This window comes from Paenibacillus castaneae, from assembly GCF_002884445.1.
GTDB lineage: Bacteria > Bacillota > Bacilli > Paenibacillales > Paenibacillaceae > Pristimantibacillus > Pristimantibacillus castaneae.
The window spans coordinates 3,971,509-3,986,807 of the sequence record NZ_KZ614144.1; the positions used below are offsets into that span (position 1 = coordinate 3,971,509).

Annotated in this window: 13 protein-coding genes and 2 tRNA genes; 9 read left to right on the forward strand and 6 right to left on the reverse strand. The window is 42.7% G+C overall.

The annotated features are described in order from the left end of the window. The first annotated feature begins 205 nt into the window (after positions 1–205). Positions 206–1,525, forward strand: coding sequence for a hemolysin family protein (locus CEF13_RS18155; protein ID WP_102712672.1), 1,320 nt, complete (start codon positions 206–208; stop codon positions 1,523–1,525). Positions 1,526–1,592: 67 nt separating this feature from the next. Here the strand turns inward: CEF13_RS18155 and CEF13_RS18160 are convergent, their stop codons facing one another. Both CEF13_RS18160 and CEF13_RS18165 read right to left on the reverse strand, forming a co-directional pair. Continuing rightward, the gene (locus tag CEF13_RS18160; RefSeq protein ID WP_244917093.1) at positions 1,593–2,018 is read right to left on the reverse strand and encodes a GNAT family N-acetyltransferase; all 426 of its coding nucleotides are present in this window, start codon (positions 2,016–2,018) and stop codon (positions 1,593–1,595) included. 22 nt (positions 2,019–2,040) lie between these two features. Next, on the reverse strand, positions 2,041–2,571 hold the full coding sequence (locus tag CEF13_RS18165) for a pyridoxamine 5'-phosphate oxidase family protein (RefSeq protein ID WP_102712674.1): 531 nt from the start codon (positions 2,569–2,571) through the stop codon (positions 2,041–2,043). 118 nt (positions 2,572–2,689) lie between these two features. Between CEF13_RS18165 and pdxR the strand changes: the two genes are divergently transcribed. The 3 genes from pdxR to CEF13_RS18180 all read left to right on the forward strand — a co-directional run bounded on the left by pdxR (position 2,690) and on the right by CEF13_RS18180 (position 4,407). Further along, positions 2,690–4,150, forward strand: a complete 1,461-nt coding sequence (pdxR, locus tag CEF13_RS18170; RefSeq protein ID WP_102712676.1) for a MocR-like pyridoxine biosynthesis transcription factor PdxR — start codon at positions 2,690–2,692, stop codon at positions 4,148–4,150. 94 nt (positions 4,151–4,244) lie between these two features. Next, positions 4,245–4,320, forward strand: a tRNA-Thr gene (locus tag CEF13_RS18175). Between the two features lie 10 nt (positions 4,321–4,330). After that, positions 4,331–4,407: transfer RNA gene (locus CEF13_RS18180), tRNA-Pro, on the forward strand. A gap of 48 nt (positions 4,408–4,455) precedes the next feature. On the opposite strand, the gene CEF13_RS18185 is transcribed toward CEF13_RS18180, so the two are convergent. After that, on the reverse strand, positions 4,456–5,853 hold the full coding sequence (locus CEF13_RS18185) for a M48 family metallopeptidase (protein ID WP_102712678.1): 1,398 nt from the start codon (positions 5,851–5,853) through the stop codon (positions 4,456–4,458). A gap of 232 nt (positions 5,854–6,085) precedes the next feature. Between CEF13_RS18185 and CEF13_RS18190 the strand changes: the two genes are divergently transcribed. Next, on the forward strand, positions 6,086–6,505 hold the full coding sequence (locus CEF13_RS18190) for a GNAT family N-acetyltransferase (protein WP_102712680.1): 420 nt from the start codon (positions 6,086–6,088) through the stop codon (positions 6,503–6,505). A 342-nt stretch (positions 6,506–6,847) separates the two neighbouring features. Here the strand turns inward: CEF13_RS18190 and CEF13_RS18195 are convergent, their stop codons facing one another. From CEF13_RS18195 to CEF13_RS18205, 3 genes are all read right to left on the reverse strand, one after another. After that, positions 6,848–7,762, reverse strand: coding sequence for an IS3 family transposase (locus CEF13_RS18195; RefSeq protein ID WP_102712682.1), 915 nt, complete (start codon positions 7,760–7,762; stop codon positions 6,848–6,850). Beyond that, entirely contained in the window at positions 7,749–8,087 is a 339-nt protein-coding gene (locus CEF13_RS18200) for a transposase (protein ID WP_102712684.1), read from the reverse strand. The genes CEF13_RS18195 and CEF13_RS18200 overlap by 14 nt, the downstream gene beginning before the upstream one ends. An 83-nt stretch (positions 8,088–8,170) precedes the next feature. Continuing rightward, positions 8,171–9,880, reverse strand: coding sequence for a hypothetical protein (locus CEF13_RS18205; RefSeq protein WP_102712686.1), 1,710 nt, complete (start codon positions 9,878–9,880; stop codon positions 8,171–8,173). Between the two features lie 175 nt (positions 9,881–10,055). Here CEF13_RS18205 and CEF13_RS18210 point away from each other — a divergent pair, with 175 nt between their 5' ends. The 4 genes from CEF13_RS18210 (at position 10,056) to CEF13_RS18225 (ending at position 15,282) form a co-directional block, all read left to right on the forward strand. Then, on the forward strand, positions 10,056–10,265 hold the full coding sequence (locus tag CEF13_RS18210) for a YrzA family protein (RefSeq protein WP_102712688.1): 210 nt from the start codon (positions 10,056–10,058) through the stop codon (positions 10,263–10,265). 171 nt (positions 10,266–10,436) lie between these two features. Beyond that, a complete protein-coding gene (locus tag CEF13_RS18215) occupies positions 10,437–11,864 on the forward strand; it encodes a stalk domain-containing protein (protein WP_102712690.1) in 1,428 nt (475 codons plus the stop codon). 4 nt (positions 11,865–11,868) lie between these two features. Then, entirely contained in the window at positions 11,869–14,142 is a 2,274-nt protein-coding gene (locus CEF13_RS18220; RefSeq protein WP_102712692.1) for an outer membrane protein assembly factor BamB family protein, read from the forward strand. Between the two features lie 186 nt (positions 14,143–14,328). Then, complete coding sequence (locus CEF13_RS18225; RefSeq protein WP_102712694.1) at positions 14,329–15,282, forward strand: alpha/beta hydrolase; 954 nt, start codon at positions 14,329–14,331, stop codon at positions 15,280–15,282. Positions 15,283–15,299: the final 17 nt, after the last annotated feature.

Here is a 15,299-nt window from a genome sequence, read left to right on the forward strand (position 1 = left end):
TATGAACTCATCATATGCCTGCGAAAGACAGTTGTAAAGACAAGAGAATCAATGAGAATAAGCTTTTCCATCCCCTTAATTCGCTTTAAAAGCTTGTAAAAGGCTGTTAACGTTACAAATGGCATTTGTCATAAGCTATTAGAATTCGTTATAGTAGATCATATCAATACAAAATATAACTATAAAAGGGTAGTGAGAAACGAAAATGGGTATAGGATTCAGTCTATTCATGATTGCTCTTCTTATTGTATTAACTGCTTTTTTCGTCGCAACGGAGTTTGCCATCATTAGACTTCGCTCCAGTCGGATTGATCAGTTAGTGCTTGAGGGCCGGAAGAACGCACTCGCCGTTCAACGGGTTACGAGTAATCTGGATGCCTACTTGTCAGCCTGCCAATTAGGTATAACAATTACAGCACTGGGGCTTGGCTGGCTGGGAGAACCGACAGTTGAAGAAATACTTTTACCCTTGTTTAACCAATTGCAGTTAAACGATAATGTTAGTCATGTTTTATCCTTCTTTATCGCATTTGTTTCCGTGACCTTTCTGCATGTCGTCATTGGTGAGCTTGCTCCAAAAACATGGGCGATACAAAAAGCAGAATTCATCAGTTTTCATACAGCAAAACCAATTATTCTTTTTCACAAAGTTCTCTACCCGTTCATTTGGTTGTTGAATGGATCTGCGAATGGACTTGTTCGAATTTTCGGACTAAAGCCTGCTACAGAGCATGAAGAAGCGCACTCAGAGGAAGAAATTCAAATTATTCTTAACGAGAGCTATCAAAGCGGTAAGATTAACAATACAGAATATGGCTACGTGAGCCGCATTTTCGCATTCGATGAATTGCTGGCGAAAGAAATAATGGTGCCCCGCACGGATATGATTTGTTTGTTTACAAACAAATCATTAGCTGAAAATATGGAAATTATTCGTAAAGAACAATATACACGCTTTCCTGTTGCTCATGAAAGCAAAGATAACATTGTCGGAATGATTAATACAAAGCAGCTTTTCTTGGAATATGATTCGGATCGGGATATGGATTTCAAAAAGCTCATCCATCCGATTCTTAGCATATCCGAGGTTACTCCAATCAAAATGCTATTAAAACGGATGCAGCTTGAACGCGTTCACATGGCTATTTTGGTCGATGAGTACGGCGGAACATCCGGTATTATTACAATCGAGGATATATTGGAAGAAATCGTTGGTGAAATACGAGATGAGTTCGATGCGGATGAACGCAAAGAAATCGAACAGCTGGCCGAAAACTGCTACCTTCTTGACGGCAAAGTATCATTAAGCGAGCTGAGCGATCTTACCGGCATGAACTTTGAAGCGGAAGATGTCGACACAGTGGGCGGATGGTTGTACAGCCAGGTGCTGGATGCTAAGCCCGGCAAAGAGCACTTCTACGAGAATTATAAATTTATTATTCGAGAAACGAGCAAAAACCGGATTCGCAAGGTCGAGATGCTTATTCAGCAAGAAGATGCTGTCATCGAAAGCGAAACGGCATAATCGTGATGTGAACAGAAGAAGCAGCCCTCTGCATAAGCAGCGGCTGCTTCTTTTTTGATACTTCTATTTATAAGTTTCTCTGAAAATGGTGACAGGTTATATTCATTTTCCGATTAAGATAAAATCGGTGGGCGTCAAATCGGTGGACACCGGAATCCAAATGGATTTGCTGGCATCCCGCCAATACAGCCTCCCTCTCCAACCAATCAAACAGAAGTTTAGCATATCCGCTTGAACGACTGTTTGGATCCGTAATAAGATCGTCCACATAAAAACATTTGTTCCACGCTAAGGACTCCATCATCCTATAGCCTATTACACATTTCACCTCCCCGTTTTCAATAACAGCTGCCAACGTATAGTCGTATTTGTTCTGGAGCTGTTTAATTTTCTCTACATATTCGTCGATCAAAAGATGCGGACGCAATTGGTTCATTAATGAAAATGTGTCCAATATCTCACAATCTGTCCTCATTATTTTCACTTCAGCCACTATAATGATTCTCCTTTTCTAATTATAAGTGAATCTTATCGTACATGCTGCCCGGCACCTGTTCGTTTTCCTTCGCTGTTAAGGAAGTACAGCTCAGCTTGTATACTGCAGTCGCACTGCCGAGAGATGAGCGGTATTTATCGAGATGCGCTTTGGGTAATGGCTTGTCATAATAGCCAGGCACGTATTTATCGAGCATACTTTGCATAATCAATACCGCTTCATCCAAATCAGTGATAGCTTCTATTTGTCCGAACACCATAACGCTCATATATGCAGAATCTGTTTTGGCTGGAACTGGATCTGTAATGGTCCCGTAATGCTCGCTGACAGTAAAGCATGCTTCGTTATTTCTCTCAATAATTGAAACCTTCCGTCCTGAGCCTGCCCCGTGAAAATAAAAAGCTCCATCCAGCCAAACATAATTTAGCGGAATAACGTAAGGCTTGTATTCATCGGAGAGCCCAAGAAATCCTGTCTGAGCCCCTTTAAGAAATTGTTCGATCTTGTGACGGTCCTTACATTCGCGGTCCTTCAGTCTAATGGAAAACATGACATCATTCCTTCCCTATTGAATCCTATAATCGTATTGTGATACTGTCATCATACGAACATATTGTCACTGCGAAAAGTGACAGAAATACATAGTAGGAAGGGGTCAGAAATCGGATATGTTAGCTATTACTCCATTATTGGACAAAGAAAACAACACACCGCTCTACATGCAGCTTTACAAGTATATTCGCGAGCAAATTGAAGGCGGCATGCTTCTTCAAGGCAGCTGTCTTCCCTCCATACGCCAGCTGGCAAGCCATCTGAATATTAGTAAAAACACAATCGAAGCCGCATATCAGCAGCTATTGGCTGAAGGCTATGTCGAGAGCAAGGCACGCAACGGCTTCATTGTCCAGCAGCTCGAAGAGCTGCCTCGCCCTGCTCTGCTCAGAACTAAACCTGAAGCTTCTTCTTCTTCGAATATAAGCGATAAGAATGACGTGCCTGAGATCCGTTTCGATTTCCGGTACGGGGATATGGATTTATCCCGATTCCCGCATGATGTATGGAAGGCTTGTCTCATCGACGCTCTTTCTGAGCGAACGAACGAGGTGCTTGGTTATGGCGACCGTCAAGGAAATCCACATTTACGCGCAGAAATCGCTAGCTACATTTTTGAATCACGGGGTGTTAATTGTCATGCTGACCAAATTATTTTATGCGCGGGTACGCAGCAGGCGATTAGCATGCTTTGTCAATTGCTTGCTCTTAATAACGTTCCTATTGGCATGGAGGATCCTGGTTATGACGGTGTCAAAACGATTTTTCATCACCATAACTGCAAGCTTATCCCTATCCCTCTTCAGCAGGATGGTCTGCATGTAGAGCTTCTGCAAGGGTCAGCAGCGAAAGCCGTTTATGTTACGCCTTCTCATCAATTCCCTATGGGCATGGTTTTGCCTATACAGAAGAGAATGAAGCTGCTCCAATGGGCCAAGGAGCGGAAAGCACTCATTATTGAAGACGATTATGATAGTGAATTCCGCTATTCCGGTCAGCCCATTCCTTCACTTAAAGCATTGGATAGCTCTGACCAAGTTATTTACATGGGCACGCTCTCCAAGTCCTTCCTTCCTGCAGCTCGCCTTAGCTATATTGTGCTTCCACAGGCCGTATTGGGTTCCATTCGCAGCAAGCTTATGAGCTACAGCCAGCCTGTATCACCTATTATTCAGCAGGCCGTCTTGCTATTTATGAGAAGAGGACATTTCGCAAGGCATGTTAGACGGATGAGGCGTTTGTATCAGTCCAAACATAAAAAGCTATTAAATGCGATTTCTTATTGGATGGGTGATCGCGTTGAAGTAATCGGCGACCGGTCTGGACTTCATATTTTGCTAGACGTGAAAGGTAGAAATAGCAGCGAATTAATTCAACTGGCGGAACAAGGGAACTGCCGGGTCTATACATCGCAGGCTCACTGGAATGATCCGCTGCAATGTCCCGCTTCATTTGTCATGCTTGGCTTCGGAGGAATTGAGGAGAGCGAGCTTGAAACAGGCATTCGGCTGCTCAGCTTGGCATGGTTTGGAGCGGAGTCCGGAAACATTTCACAAGCCAAAAACATAGTACAATAATCAACTAAAAAAAATATTTAAAAAAATAAAAAAAACACTTGCAATTACTTTGGAATCTATGCAATAATACATCTTGTGCTTATACGAAACACGTGCCGTTGTAGCTCAACTGGTAGAGCAACTGACTTGTAATCAGTAGGTTGGGGGTTCAAGTCCTCTCGACGGCACCACTTCTTTTCTCGGGACGTAGCTCAGCTTGGTAGAGCACCTGGTTTGGGACCAGGGGGTCGCATGTTCAAATCGTGTCGTCCCGACCACCAAGCATATTATTAACGAAATTATACATAAAAAGAAGCTTGATTCACTCAAGCTTCTTTTTTTATGTATTTATTCCCCTCTATTTCATCTAGCATATTCGCAATTTCATCATAGCCGTTCTCGTACGCATATTCCGCTGCTGTGTAATCCGATTCATCGACAATCGTCGGGTCTGCGCCTGCATTCAGCAACAGGTTAATAGCTTCTAAATCTCCGTTTGATGCTGCAGTCATTAAAGGCGTCCAGCCTAAGCTGTCTTGTAAATTAGGATCAGCGCTTCGCTCCAACAATAGCTTCACCATTTCTGTGCTTCCATTATATAAGGCAACTGTTAAAGCAGTCTCTTCATAGGTAAGCTCAACCAGGTTAGGATCAGCTCCTGCTGTTAGCAGCGCGGAAGCAATCTCCGTTTCATTGAATTGAGCTGCCCACATGAGGGGCGTCCATCCTTCCTCATCCGTTACATTGGGGTTTTTGCCGGAATCAAGAAGCACCTGCACACGCGTCAAATCTCTTTCCGATGCAGCGGTTAGCAGTTCTTCATCAGACACCGTTTCCATTACTGTCTCGGTCAAATTCATTATGGTGGACGAAAAGGCTCTGCCGATAATGATTGAGCCTACTACGATCACCGCCGCTGTAACAACAATAATTAATCCTGTTTTGGTTGATTTGAAAACAATATGAGTCGGTATGCCTGCAAAGCGTTGTATGGCATGAATGCGTTTCGGCAAAGGCGGATGCGTGGAGAGCTTCTCAGCCAGCCAAACGAATAAACCTTTTTCATAACTGCTTTGCATTAAATATTCATCACGATCAACTTGCTTGTACAGCTTCTTTCCTATCGCAAGTATCGTTAAACCGTCCATAGCCGCTTCCGCATCATCGGTGAAATAGGCAGCCATTCGATCACATGTGTACTCACAAGCTCTTGAGTATGCCTCGCCAATGAATGGGAACCAAAGGGCAGGAACAATCAAAAGCTGCTTCGTCAGATGATTCCGTTTAATATGAGCAAGCTCATGAGCAATTACAAAGGTCAGCTCCCTGCTTCCCCCTGATTGAATCAAATCGAATAAGTCCGAATAAAGCACAACCATATTACGGCCAAAAAAACGCGAAGCGAATGCATTCAAAATGCCGCTAGATTCCATCACATAAATATCTGGTACGGTCGTAAAACCCATTCTCGTACACTGCTCCTGAAAAATAGCGAACACCTCTGGAAATTGTCCCGGCGTTATTCTAACGCCATTGGTTCGAATACTCGCCATCATAATCGCCTGAGCAAATAGAGGCAGAAGCATAAGCACTGGAATGATAACAATAAAAATAACGGATATAAACAAACAAAAATAAACGAATATACTAAAAATAAGCGCAATTACGAAATACCGATTCTCCTTCTCATGAATTAGTGATGGATCTAAATAGTTTTGATTCAATCATTCCCTCTCCTTTAAAAAACACTAGCTATATTATACACAATTCACGATTAGAATCATCCCATTTTTTGGATAGATTCTTCTTAACAAAGTAATAACTTATATATTATAATAGGATTTAATGTTAGGAGGCTGATCGACATGAAGTTAGAAGCGAACGAAACCAACGTATAAAACGGCGGTTGTTCAGAATGAAGCAACCACCGATACTCAATGATAGGTGGTTTTAAATATGACAAAACAATCATTTGTACTTATCGAGCGTCTTCCTTCGGTTTCCGAGCATAAAGCATTATGGGAAGCTGTTGGTTGGGGCGACGTTCATACCGAAATGACCAGCCTTTCCTTGGCGAGCTCCATATATGGAGTCGTGGTCGAGTATGACGATGAGGTTATTGGCATGGGCAGAGTTGTAGGCGATGGTGCGATGTATCATTATGTACAAGATGTCGCTGTATCGCCTCTGTACCAGGGCAGGGGCCTTGGCAAGCTAATTATCGAAAAACTTATGCAATATATAGACTCCCGCTCCGTTGGGCCAGCATTTGTCGGACTATTCGCCTCGCATGGCAAGGAAGCCTTCTATGAACAGTACGGCTTTGCTAATCATGCGCCGAACATGACTGGCATGTTCAAGGTTGTAGCTAAATAAAAGACTCACATTTAGCAAGAACATTGATTGCTTTCAGAAAAAAGGCATTTGCTGCACAAATCCATTGTGCAGCAGATGCCTTTGTCGATTTTGAGACGCGTGGAGGAGCATCGCCTTACGGACATTGGTTCCGTTATTCTCGCTTTTTTTGAATAATACAGAGTTTAACGGACATGAAAGCCGCTATTTTCCTTTTCAAGTGGCATATTCGATGTTTTTTGGGTCCTTAACGGCTCTGATGTCCGTTAGAATCAAATAATAGAGATTATTCAGCATATAAGGTCTGTGGCGGGTTAACCCCCTAATTCTGGACACTACCACGTTCATTCTAATGAGTTCGCATCATAACGCAATATCTTTAGGTTTTATCAATCCTTGTTTGACTAGAGAAAGATATTCCCTAGGTGGCCAGTCCTTGAGGCTGCCATGAATACGATGGTTGTTGTAGTACTTCAAAAAACGATCCACCTCGGTAAATGCTTCTTCGTAAGTCTCAAAACAATTACGTTGGTAGCATTCCCTTTCCAAAATGCTGTGAAAGGACTCAATATAAGCATTTTTGTTAGGGGTTCGGTTTGGCGTACGTTCATGTTCAATGCCAGCCTGTTCACAAAAGGCATAGAAAGCCTTGTTAATGAACTGCGGTCCATTATCTGTGCGAATAACCAAAGCATGGTCTTGTACATTCACATTTCGTTTCAGCAGCGCTTTCTGTAAGGTGTGCAGCACAGCCTGCGTATTACAGGCCTTCCCTTTGTAATAGGCGACGATGGCTCGGTCAAATACATCAATAATACTAGCTAAATAGAAATGACGCCGTTTACCTGCTATATAACCGTACTTAATGTCCATTTGCCACAATTGGTTAGGTCCCGTTACCACTCGGTTATTCGCTACACGTCTAGGTACTTTATTTGTACGTTCCCTTTGCGGCGCTAGGATACATAACGCTTTACAGAGGCGGTAGACCTTTTTCTTGTTAATCACGAGTCCATATTTCCGACGTAGAAGAACCGTCAACTTACGGTATCCAAACGCTTCGTTAGGGCCGGCGATCAGTTGCCTTAAGTAGCTTTTAATCCGCGTGTCTGCCACTTTTTTACCGTTGATGTCATAAGAGAAACCAGGAATGGGGCGCCCTTTACCGATTGGCTTCTGAGGTTCAGAATGCTTCATGCGATAATAGTACGAAGAGCGTGGCACCTGGCAGATGCGTAGAACCGTACGGATGGGAAAACCTAGGCTAATCCAATACATCGCTATTTCCAGTCGGGGTACTTTTTTTAACCAGATCTTTAAGAATGTTATTCTCCAATTCTTTTTCCCCCAGCAGCTTCATCGCTTCGTTGTATTTCATTTGAAGCTCTTCAAGTTTAGCTGCGTCCTTTTTTAGCTTCTCTGCATCATCTTGTCTCTTGACCATTAGCTCGCCCACCTCGTCCTGATATTGACGAACCCAGTTGCTTAGCGTTTTAGGAGACATACCATGCTTTCTCGCCACCACCTCTGTACGGTAGCCGGCTAGCACCTCTACGACGAACTCCTTCTTTGCTTCAACAGGGCACCTAAACCTTCTTTTCATCGATCTATCCCTCACTTCGTTTAGTGTAGCTGAAGTGGTAGAAAGTGTCCAAGTGGTTTAGGGGGCTATATAGGTGGTGTCCGTTACAGCTTTCTAATTTGACTGATTAACACCTCAGCTGTTAACCATTTGCGGAAGATCAGGAAGAGCAGTAAAGGAGGTAATGCTATTAAGGCACCCATTTGCAGATGAGATGGGCTTCCACCCTCTGCAGATGCGGATATTTGCATAAACCTCATTAATGCCGAAAACTGCTCGGGATTATTGATATATAATAACGAGATGAAATAAGAATTCCATATGGCCACGAATTGCAGCACGCCGAGTGCCAGAAGCGGCTTCCATACCTTTGGAATAAAGAGAGTGAACATCGTATGCAGTTCCCCCCTTCCTCCCCTCTCCGCCTCTGCTTTCAGATTACTGTACTTGCTGTTAAAAATACTTTTTAACACAAACACACTAACCAAGTTAAAAAAACCAAAAACCAGTTGTGGAAAAACGGTATTAATCATCTCCATATTGCGAAATAGCATATATTCTCCTATCCCGTTCACACCGAGAACAAGCGCAAACAGCAAAAACAGCTTATAGAGGCCTCGGCCAGGCAAATTTTCAACCGTGAGAGGATAGGCAAGCGTAACGGTCATCAGTAGAAATATAATAACCGAAACGAAGCTAATAAAAATTTGAAGGATAGTATTCCAAATAACTTGTGTATCCAACCAAGCTATTGGTTCTGGGTTAGCAATTGTTAACGGATATATAAATAATAAGTAGACCGGAATTAATACGATTATGGCAAAAAAAGCAGCGACAACGATACCGATAATGCTGCTGGTCTTCGCTGGTGTATGAAGCTTCGATTCCGGGCTACTGCGGCTGAACAAATCTCGTGAAAATAAGCTCTTAACGGCAAAATATGCAGCTATCGTAAACACAAACTGAATACAAAATCGAATCATATCAGAAGCTGCAGCAGCGCTATAATTCATTTGGTGGAAGCCCATCCTAAAGTTATAGGTATCTACTATGTCTCCGGTCTGATAAACGAGCGGATTAAGCAAGCTCGTAATAAGCTCTAAATCTGAACTTAATAGAGTAGATGTTTGAAGCAGCATATAAGCGCATACGGCTCTGAGGGCAGGAATAATATTCATGCTGGCATAATTGCTTTGTCTTAAACTTAAACCGCCCGTTTGCTGCGACACGGCTCCATGCTTGTATGCGATAGCAGCGAGCGCAATTAATACAGGTATGCCGCTCGTTTTCACAATTTCAATAAATACGATAAACGGACTGAACAGCTCAGGATCAGCAAGCACAAATAGTTCCCCTAGAACGAACGGAGACTTTGAAGGCGAGACTGCCAGCATGGCAAGGCTTGCAAAAACAACAGACGGTATAAAAAAAGGAATAAGGAATAAGGTTGAGAATATTTGTCTCAGCCTATTCGATCGAACGCCGCTTAGAGCCAAAGCGATAACAAAAGCCGTAATTCCGCTTATAACAATATAACTTATTTTGATAGCCAAAGTGTTTGAAAGCACATTCCGGTAATCTAGATTTTTAAGCAAGCTAATGTAATTTTGAAACCCGACCCATTCACTGTCCGAAATCCCGTGCATGGGTTGGTAATTTTTCATCGATAATATGAATCCATATAGGAATGGCCATACTTTAAAAGTTAAAATGAAAAATAATGCAGGAATGACAATAACATAATGCAGTTTATACTTCCAAATCTGTTGTAGAATACTGGGATGCCGCAGGAGGTCGCCCTCTTGATTATTCATTGTTGCACCTCACTTCTTCACCTATTTTTTTCTAAATTATATCGTTTATCATTCCATCTGCATACAAAAACCAATTTTTCCAGAGCGTCCTCTAGCATTTCTTTGTAACAATCCAAACTGCACGATATAATATAATATAATTATATTATGAATCGATATTTAGGAGACAAAGCCAATGGATTTCCGATTAGATTTAATTGAAAACAAAGTTGAATTTTTTGAAGCCTATGACCTTAAAACGCTTGAACTCAAAATCGATCAACAAATCGAAAATAATAAAGGGCTGCTGCTAGAAGTGTTTCACGTTAGCCATCATGCGGTGTTTAATCCGAAAATAGAAAAAATGCTCTACAGCGCAGTTGTCCATTTCAAAGCAAAGAAATAGGCAATAAGAACAATCCTCCCTCCACTTGGGGAGGATTGTTTCATTTAATCGCTTTTCCACAGCTAATTCCTACTAAATTATGTTCATACACGATGGTTGATGAACAACTTTTCAAACCCAGCTTGCGTCTATAATGCTGAACCATTTTTTTCTTAATAAGGAGGCATAAGGATGAAGCTGTTCAAAAAAGTTCCCACATTGCTGATACTGTTCTTAGCTCTAAACCTAATACAAACAAGCTTGGTTTTTGGCAAACAAAACGTAATAAACAGAGGGTCTGCACTTACGGATATTATTGATATTGATTCATTCGAGGATGAGCATATGGCGCTACAGAAGGACGGTACGATTTGGACTTGGTCAGGCAATGAACAAGCGAAGCGCGGACCGAATATTCCGGGAGCCATCGCTGCTGAAGTCGGCAACATTGCTTTGAAAGCGGACGGTACGGTATGGACTTGGGGCTCCAATCGATACGGACAAATCGGAAACGGCAAAACGGATGAGAAAGTCTATGAGCCTACACAAATAAAAGGCTTGAATCATGTTACTGCCATTGCGAGCGGAGGACATTTTCATGTTGCCCTTACGGAGGAGCGTGTCGCATGGATATGGGGTAATGTATGCATGTCCGCATTGTCACGAAAAGAGTTTGCTTATGATGAATCCTACTGTACTTCAGATCATGACCAGTCAGAAACAGAAAAGGCCAGCACACCTGGCAAAGTAGATTCAAGCGATGTGATTGCGATTGCAGCTTCTTCCAACAATATATCTTTTGTCAAAGGGAACGGCGAAGTGGATAGATGGGGATATTGGAACCACATTCGTAATGGGAAGGATACGACTTCTGCGATAAAGGATGTAATTTCTATTTCAGAAATGGGCAATGATTATTACGGTGCCATGTTACTGCTCAAAAAGGGCGGATTTCTAAACTTTGACAATAGAGAAGCTACTTCAACAAAAGGCGGTTTCATCAAAGTATCGGCAGCAAGGTACACCTCATTATATAATTTGGCCCTGCACCAAAACGGAACCGTATGGAACTTCGAAGATAACGGTTTGCTTAAACAGCTCAAAGGCTTGACTGCTATCGTTGATATCGAATCCGTAACGATTAACAGCGGTCTTGCATTAGACAAAAATGGGACCGTTTGGTCATGGGGAGCAGGAAAAATGGATTTTTATCACCTTGATGGCATTCAACCGATTATAGCCATTAAGCCGTCCGCTGTAATCAAAAGCTATTCCATCCAATTAAATGATTCCTATATCTCGCTAAGCTCCGATCCCTTCATAATGAATGGTACGACCTTCGTGCCGCTGCGTGATATATTCGAAGCGATCGGTGCAAAGGTGTCCTACGATGCAGGAAAAATTTCAATTAGCAAGAACAAAACCAACCTCTCGATAGAGGTCTATAAACACGAAGCTGTAATAAACGGTGTCAAGAAACAAATGCCTGAAGCGCCGCATTATGATAAAGGCAAAACAGTTGTGCCGCTTCGCTTTATAACAGACGCACTTGGCGCAAGCGTGAAGTGGAATGCAGCTAATGACACGATCATTATAAAATTGCCGAATAACGAGGTATGACCGCATGCCAAAACTACACTTATATGCTAGAACTGCTGCTCTTCTCGTGATGGTTGCCACACTTGTTCTTGTTATAGCTAGCTGTGAAGCTGAGAATGGAGCTGAGAGCTCAGCTCTCCCTTCCCCCGTCATTGCCATTGAAACGACTCAAGCTGATCTAATCACGGAAACTCCTGAACCGCTAGCCCTGCCCTATCCACAGAATCAATTCACAACGGCTTCATTCACGCCCTATTTCCTCAATGAGCCGGAAGATATGGATACTACTTCGAAGATCATGTATTACGGTGAAGCGAATACGAAGCTCAATGTTCAGAAAATCAAAGGAGAGTTTGTACAAATTGACTCACAAGAGATAGGAACCATATGGATACCCGTTTGGTATGGCACAGATGCCGCGCAGAATATACAGATAACATCTCCTGCACGCCTGACATTAAACCCAAATGCAGAATTGTCTTTGTTCCCAGATAGCATCAATCGAAAAAAAGATTTGAATGAACAGACTGCTTTCTATGCTGTACTGCAATGGGAAGACTGGTATGGCGTGCTGCTGCCTCCCCAGCCTGGGTACGAAGACAACAAAGTTCTTCGCCCCCTTCTGCTTTGGGTAAACGAAAGAGATATTAGCAAGCTGGAAGAGATTAAGACGGGAATCCTTCAGGAAGGCTCCACCGTACCACTTGTTGAAATGAATCAAATCATTGAAGCTGTTTTCTATAAAGGGATCGATCAATCAATTGTTGAGCAGCTGCTAGGAAAACCCCATTTCATTGAAGCATCCAAAAACCTGGATCAAGGCAGCGGACCGATACGGCTCGGCATCACCTGGCGTTATGAGCATAAAGACGGTCAGGCCTTGATAACCTTCACAGAGGATGGAAAACTAACGGAATGGAAATTGATTCTTCCTGTTACGGACAGCGGCCATACACAGATCAGCAGGTATCAATATCCAGAATATCAAGCTTTTGATTTTCGTGTATTTCCGCTAGCTCCTACTATAAAGCCTAATTGGACATGGAGAAACCAGCACTGGCTCAGTTACAATTACTTATACGGGGCCTTGGATCATATACTTCTTATAAAAGGCGACGATGGTTATTTCAGCGGGATGCATGACAACTCTGATCTGTATGCGCTAGATCGGCTTACCGGAAAGATGCTTTGGCAAGTTAAAGCGGGTCACAGCGGATTCGCGGCTTTCCTTGACAGCAGCAGAAATCAGATCACGGTCTCCACACCTTACAACCCGGATATCAAAAAATATGTGCAGCTCGTACAGCATATTAGGCTCTCTGACGGCAAAGTTATTTGGAAACGCGAGTTTCCTGAAGACCATAGCTTTATGATGCTGGCTCGAGCTAAAGACGCTGTTCTTCTCTATAATCGACCGAGTGACCAGCTTGAGAAAGGAGAATTGTTGGTCTGGGATGTAAAGACAGGCAAGCAGAAATGGAGTAGAAGCTTTGAGGGCGCGTTTCAGATCCATAATCAAAGCGAGAATGATCCTTATATACTGCTCCAATATGAGAACACGCTGCAGGCTCTTCAACCCAATACAGGCAAGGTTCAGTGGAGCATAAACGTAAACGGCGTATGGGATGGACCGATTCAATACTCTGCCGGGCTGTTCACGGAACGCAAAAAACCCTTTAACGCCGATCTTAGCGAGCGTTGGCTGCTGCTAGGCTCAGAGCAGATTTTGCTCAATGTGAAAACGAGCCATGTCATTAGCCGATATCAGGTTAGGAGTAACGAATTGGTCTCCCCTGTAGACAAAAGGTTCTTATTGATTCAAAAAACTGAACATGGTTCCATACGTACGGATGACAGTATATTTGAAACCGAATTTTTCGATACACAATCTGGAAAAATGCTTTGGAGCCTGCCTGGCAAAGCCACCAAGGCTGTAATTGAGGATGAAGTATTGTATGTTATCGTTGATGGCATTCCTTCTGCTATCAATAAAATGGACGGTCGCATTCTCTGGCAGCTGCAAACGAACGGTTTTAGCAAAATGCTAACAAACTCTGAGGTTGGTTCCTTCACTATTAAAGAAAAGTACTTACTTTTGCCCTATGAAGGGGACCTCTTAGTCATTCGTAAAGATAATGGGCAAATTATGAATCGTATTCAAGATGTCATGTTCGGCTATCCTGAGCTGGGAGATGCGGATACGTGGAATGGCTATATGAATATAGACGGCAACGACCTTTATGTTGGTTCCTCCAACGGTTATTTCTCTAAGTTTCAATTGCCTGTAGAGCTGGAATAAGGAAGAAACAGCTGTCTCAAAGGCTATAGTCTAGAGCAGCTGTTTCTTTATGGAATGAAAACCAAGTACAATATCGCATAATAAAGAAAAGCCCACTTTAGGTTATTAATAACAAGGTGCAATCCCCTCAAAAACAGCAGATGGACATGTTCTATATGGAGAAAAAGAGAGGATGCGTGAGCAAATATGGCAATTACGAAGCACCCGGTCCTATTTGGAATAATCATTGCAGCAATCATTGTAGCAGGCGCTTTAATCGGCGTTAGCTATTATTTTTACAACATGGCCATTAAACGAAATTCCAAAGAATTTCTAAGCGATAATAAAGATTTGGTACCCGATGAACCAACACCCGTTGAACAAAACGGCGACAAATGGATAGAGAACCAGACCTATGAAACTTGGCATATCAGCTCTAATGACGGTTTAAAGCTGGTAGGCTATTATAAGGCCGCAGCAACCCCGACAAACAAAATGGCCATTTTGGCTCATGGCTATTCCGGAAGCGGAAAGGATATGGGCAGCTTTGCAAAATTTTATTATGAAAAGCTGGGCTATAATGTGCTTATGCCGGATGATCGCGGACATGGCGCAAGCGAAGGAGATTATATTGGGTTCGGCTGGCCTGATCGGAAGGATTATTTGCTGTGGATTCAGAAAGCAGTGGACAAGCTTGGTGAGGCAGCTCAAATTGTCCTGCATGGCATTTCGATGGGCGGCGCTACTGTCATGATGGTAAGCGGCGAGGCTTTGCCCAAGCAAGTGAAAGCCATCGTCGAGGATTGCGGCTATACATCTGTTTATGACCAGCTCGCTTATCAGCTTAGGCGCTTGTACAAGCTTCCTCCCTTTCCGATATTGCATACAACAAGCTGGTTAACAAGCATTAAAGCAGGCTATAGCTTTGCTGAGGCTTCATCATTGAAGCAATTGGAAAACAATAAACTTCCGATGCTCTTCATACATGGAGGCGATGATACATTTGTACCGACCGAAATGGCTATGAGATTATTTGATACGTGCAGGACCGAGAAAGACATATTCATCGTTGAAGGAGCCAGCCATGGGATGGCTTATCGAACAGATGAGGCTGCTTACGAGCAGAAAGTATCACATTTTATCAAACGCTATATTCATTAAAATAAACAAGTCATGAT

Excerpts from the sequence above, each read along its gene's own strand:
- pdxR (WP_102712676.1), top strand. The coding sequence starts at position 2,690 with ATGTTAGCTATTACTCCATTATTGGACAAAGAAAACAACACACCGCTC.
- CEF13_RS18220 (WP_102712692.1), top strand. The coding sequence starts at position 11,869 with ATGCCAAAACTACACTTATATGCTAGAACTGCTGCTCTTCTCGTGATG.
- CEF13_RS18225 (WP_102712694.1), top strand. The coding sequence starts at position 14,329 with ATGGCAATTACGAAGCACCCGGTCCTATTTGGAATAATCATTGCAGCA.
- CEF13_RS18205 (WP_102712686.1), bottom strand. The coding sequence starts at position 9,880 with ATGAATAATCAAGAGGGCGACCTCCTGCGGCATCCCAGTATTCTACAA.
- CEF13_RS18155 (WP_102712672.1), top strand. The coding sequence starts at position 206 with ATGGGTATAGGATTCAGTCTATTCATGATTGCTCTTCTTATTGTATTA.
- CEF13_RS18195 (WP_102712682.1), bottom strand. The coding sequence starts at position 7,762 with ATGTATTGGATTAGCCTAGGTTTTCCCATCCGTACGGTTCTACGCATC.
- CEF13_RS18215 (WP_102712690.1), top strand. The coding sequence starts at position 10,437 with ATGAAGCTGTTCAAAAAAGTTCCCACATTGCTGATACTGTTCTTAGCT.
- CEF13_RS18210 (WP_102712688.1), top strand. The coding sequence starts at position 10,056 with ATGGATTTCCGATTAGATTTAATTGAAAACAAAGTTGAATTTTTTGAA.
- CEF13_RS18165 (WP_102712674.1), bottom strand. The coding sequence starts at position 2,571 with ATGTTTTCCATTAGACTGAAGGACCGCGAATGTAAGGACCGTCACAAG.
- CEF13_RS18200 (WP_102712684.1), bottom strand. The coding sequence starts at position 8,087 with ATGAAAAGAAGGTTTAGGTGCCCTGTTGAAGCAAAGAAGGAGTTCGTC.
- CEF13_RS18190 (WP_102712680.1), top strand. The coding sequence starts at position 6,086 with ATGACAAAACAATCATTTGTACTTATCGAGCGTCTTCCTTCGGTTTCC.